Origin of the sequence: Microcystis sp. LE18-22.4A (assembly GCF_027531105.1) — a bacterium.
GTDB classification, from domain to species: Bacteria; Cyanobacteriota; Cyanobacteriia; order Cyanobacteriales; family Microcystaceae; genus Microcystis; species Microcystis aeruginosa.
Genome location: NZ_JAPZRB010000581.1, coordinates 1 through 4543, shown reverse-complemented (window position 1 = coordinate 4543; position 4543 = coordinate 1). Strand labels below are relative to the sequence as shown.

At 40.9% G+C, this 4543-nt stretch carries 2 protein-coding genes; one reads left to right on the top strand and one right to left on the bottom strand.

The features are described from left to right. Positions 1-319: 319 nt before the first annotated feature. On the bottom strand, positions 320-3178 hold the full coding sequence (ileS, locus tag O9295_RS24930; protein ID WP_288035976.1) for an isoleucine--tRNA ligase: 2859 nt from the start codon (positions 3176-3178) through the stop codon (positions 320-322). Positions 3179-3387: 209 nt separating this feature from the next. Between ileS and O9295_RS24925 the strand changes: the two genes are divergently transcribed. Then, positions 3388-3960 (top strand): Uma2 family endonuclease, encoded by a 573-nt coding sequence (locus tag O9295_RS24925; RefSeq protein ID WP_002782001.1) that lies wholly within the window; start codon positions 3388-3390, stop codon positions 3958-3960. Positions 3961-4543 lie beyond the last annotated feature (583 nt).

The window sequence follows — 4543 nt, the reverse complement described above, 5'->3', positions numbered from 1 at the left end:
CTAAATCCTTATCTGGCAATAGATTTAATTGATTAGTTCGCTCTAGCTCGAAAATAATTGACAAAAATCGCCAAATGTCTTTCTCTATAAGAGTTTCATTCCTTATAATCCTGTCCGTTGCATAGGACAAACCGAAGAACCTATTTTCCTATTAGATTTACAAAGTATTTCTGTATCTTGATGACGTTGTAAAAAAGCTGATTGGTAATCTTCCATCCCTAATTATCTATTCCCTAGAGTCAATACCTGTGAATAAGTTTTTAGCTGAGGATTAAACAAGGGTACTTTATTCGACAATAAAGCACCCTTTTAATTTAGCTTAGAACTCTCCTTTTAAAGCGGCATTACAGCGCTCGCAAATAGTGGGATCATCGGCAAATTTTCCCACTTGAGTGGAATAATTCCAACAGCGATCGCATTTTTCGCCCTCTGCTTTGACAATTCCCACCGAAACAAAGTCCGATTCTCCTTTATATTCTGCGGTTTGAATCGCGCTAATATCACTGACTAATTCCACTTGAGAGGAGAGAAATAGATAACGCAATTCATCGACTTTATTCCCCGTTAAACTATCACAATTGTTGAATAATTCTAACTCCTGTTGTAAGGTTTCATCGGGAACATAAAGTAAAACTTTTGCCTCTAAAGAAGCACCGATCGCTTTATCATTTCTGGCAGTTTCCATCACCTTATTAACTTCGGTGCGTAGCTGCCGGAATTTCGCCCATTTATCGGCCAATTTGCGATTATTCCAAGCAGGATCGATGTTTAGCCATCCTGACTCAAATACCGATAAATAAGGAGTTTTGTAGGGGAGAAATTGCCAGATATCTTCCGCTAGATGAGACAGGACAGGAGCGATCGCTTTAGCGAGATTTTCTAAAGCAATAGCATAAACTGTTTGACAACTGCGACGACGGAAAGAATTAGGATCAGAAATATATAAACGATCCTTAGCGATGTCGATATAAAAGTTAGATAAATCGACAACACAAAAATTCTGTACCGTCTGGAAAAAGCGGAAAAATTGGAAACTTTCAAAAGCTGCCGTAACTTCCGTAAACACCTCCGAGATACGATGTAACATATAGCGATCAATCTCCGGTAGCTCTTCATAAGCTACCGCATCTTTAAGGGGATCAAAATCATTTAAACTCCCCAGTAAAAACCTGGCAGTATTACGGATTTTATTACGGATATCTACCAACTGTTTAAGAATATTTTGACCGATATTCACATCATTGGTATAGTCCACCGAGGACACCCATAACCGAATCACATCCACCCCATAAGCGGGTTCTTTTTTCTGGTCTTTACCACCATTAATGATCACATTGGGATCGATGACATTCCCCAGAGATTTACTCATTTTTCGTCCCTGTTCATCCAAAACAAAACCGTGAGTTAACACCGTTTTATAGGGAGCAATACCATTAGCAGCGACACTGGTTAATAAACTCGATTGAAACCATCCCCGATGCTGATCCGATCCTTCTAGATACATATCCGCAGGATAACTTAATTCTGGTCGAGCATTAGCCACCGCATTCCAACTAGAACCAGAATCAAACCACACATCCATAGTATCCATTCCCTTGCGATAACTGCGACCATTATCGCGATAACTGGGAGGTAACAATTCCTCTACGGATAACTCCCACCAAGCATTAGAACCCTTGACCCCAAAGATAGCTTGAACGTGATTAATCGTCTCCTCCGTTAACAGAGGTTCATTCGTTTCTTCGTCATAAAAAACAGGAATAGGAACCCCCCAACTGCGCTGACGAGAGATACACCAATCGCTTCTTTCACTAACCATAGAAGTGATACGATTCTTACCCGTTGCAGGAATCCAACGCACCGAATCAATTGCTTCTAAAGCTAATTCCCGGAATCCTTCCACGGAAGCAAACCATTGTTCTGTCGCGCGGAAAATTGTCGGTTTTTTGGTTCTCCAATCGTAGGGATATTTATGCTGATATGCTTCCTCTTTGAGTAACGCACCCTTTTCTGTCAGTGCTAAAATGATTGCTTCATTGGCATCTTTCAAGACATTTAAACCCGCAAATTGTCCCGCTTCTGCGGTGAAATTTCCCTTATCATCCACGGGAGAAAGTATCGGTAAACCGTAACGTTGACCGACGATATAATCCTCCTGACCATGGCCGGGGGCCGTGTGAACTAATCCAGTGCCGGAATCAGTGGTGACATAATCCCCACCGATGAGAATAGCACTTTCTCTGTCAAACAAAGGATGACGATATTTAGTATGTTCTAATTCCAGACCTTTAACCGTTGCTTTAATCGTCAAAGTCCTGTTAAAAGTGTCGGCCAATTTTTCGACTAAATCCGTCGCTACGATTAGATAATTAGACTCGCTAGTTTCTACCACTGAATAGTTTAATTCTGGGTTTAATGCGACGGCTAAATTCCCGGGTAAAGTCCAGGGAGTAGTCGTCCAGATAGCGACGGATAAATTAGGCAAAAATGGCCTTAAAACCGGGGTTGAAACTGACGTAATCGGAAAAGCAACATAGACACTGCGGGAAGTGTGACCTTCGGGATATTCTAATTCTGCCTCAGCTAAAGCGGTTTGAGAACTAGGACTCCAGTGAACCGGTTTTAGTCCCCGATAAATATAACCTTTTAGGGCCATTTTTCCGAATACGGCAATTTGAGCGGCCTCGTATTCAGGTTGTAGGGTTAAATAGGGATTTTCCCAGTCTCCCCAGACTCCATACCTTTTGAAACCTTCACACTGTTCTTTTTGCGTTTGAAGGGCAAAATCGTGGGCTTTCTGACGTAATTTCAAAGGGGTTAGACCCTCTTTTTCCGAGCTTTTGAGACTTTGTAAAACCTTCAGTTCGATCGGCAACCCGTGACAATCCCAACCCGGCACATAGCGCACTTTGTAGCCTTGCAGCAGTTTATATTTATTGATAATGTCTTTGAGAATTTTATTTAAAGCATGACCGATATGCAGGGACCCGTTAGCGTAGGGTGGTCCATCGTGGAGAATAAATAATTCTTTGGGGTTATTTTGCGCTAATTTCTCATATATTTGCTCATCTTGCCAGAATTTCTGGATTTCTGGCTCACGTTTACTGGCATTTGCTCGCATATCAAAGTCAGTTTGAGGCAAATTAACGGTATCTTTGTAACTTTTAGCGTTGGACATTCTGGCAAACCTATGGATATCAATCGTTTTCGGGATTCATTCCTAAATAACGTCCCTTTGAGAGTCGTTATCTCTATTCTGTCACATAACTGTAATACAAATATTACAAGTGACAATCATTGATCTATAAGTCTAGCGAGATTGAGTCCAAGAGCAATGATTCCCAAAGGCTATAATTTAGTTATTCGAGAATAGGGAGCATGAGGACAATGGTGACGAATCCTAATTTTTTTTATGTCTCTCCAGAAGTGTATCTAGAAGGGGAAAGAGTCAGTCCGATCAAGCACGAGTACCGAAAAGGACGGATTTATGCGATGGTAGGGGCAAAAAAGCCGCATATCGTTTTATCGGCCAATTTAGCCAAGGTTTTAGGTAATCATCTCGATGATAGTCCCTGTCTTGTTCTCACTTCCGATATCAAAGTCCGGTTAGAGGAGGCAAATTGTTATTATTATCCCGATATTGCGGTGGTTTGTGACGAGAGAGAGATTAACAATACCGATGATTTTATTCTTTATCCCGTTCTGATTATTGAAGTATTATCGAAATCTACGGAATCCTTTGATAGGGGTGATAAATTTAGCGATTATCAAACCTGTCCCACCTTAAAAGAATACATTCTTATCCATCAAAACCAGATGAAAATTGAATGTCACCGTCGCGAGGATTCTGGAATCTGGAAAGAACAGATCTATGAAGCCGGGGATGCGGTAGAATTCACCAGTGTAGGATTCCGGGGATTGATCGCTTCTATCTATCGCAAAGTCCCCGGTTTGGTATGATTACAATTCTTTTTTGACATCGCACTTTTATGTCTCTAGGGATAGGGGTAGATCTGTCTCCCTTTGCCTAAAAACCGAGATTATCAAGCATTTAATTCTATTTGTCAAACCTGTAGGAAGTTTTCCTTTTGGGTAGCTGTTCGTCAATACCAAATTAGGTTATACTTTATGTTTATGGGAAAGGCTGTAAATTGCGATCAAAAAACAGAAATTTAGGCTCTTCTCGATTTTGTCTGATAGTTTTTGCTTATGGAATCGTGGAATGCTTATCGGGCAAGACTTTAAGCACTATTTTGACGGATATTCTATCAGTATAGACCTCGTTTCCACACAGAAACCAGAAGAGCCAAATTTAGCGATCGCTGTTAGTTCCCAACTGCCCTAGGGAACAATAAACATAGCTGAAAGACAGCACTCGATCGTGTAAGGTCAGGGCAAACCCTAATTAGGGCTTGCTGAATAAATCTAAAAACCTTGTTGGATAAGACTTTTGGACTTTTTTCCCCTCAAAAAGTACCAGATATGGGAGTGATCAGGGGTAAATTCAGGGACTTTTTCCCTGAAAATTAGGTAATTGACCCCC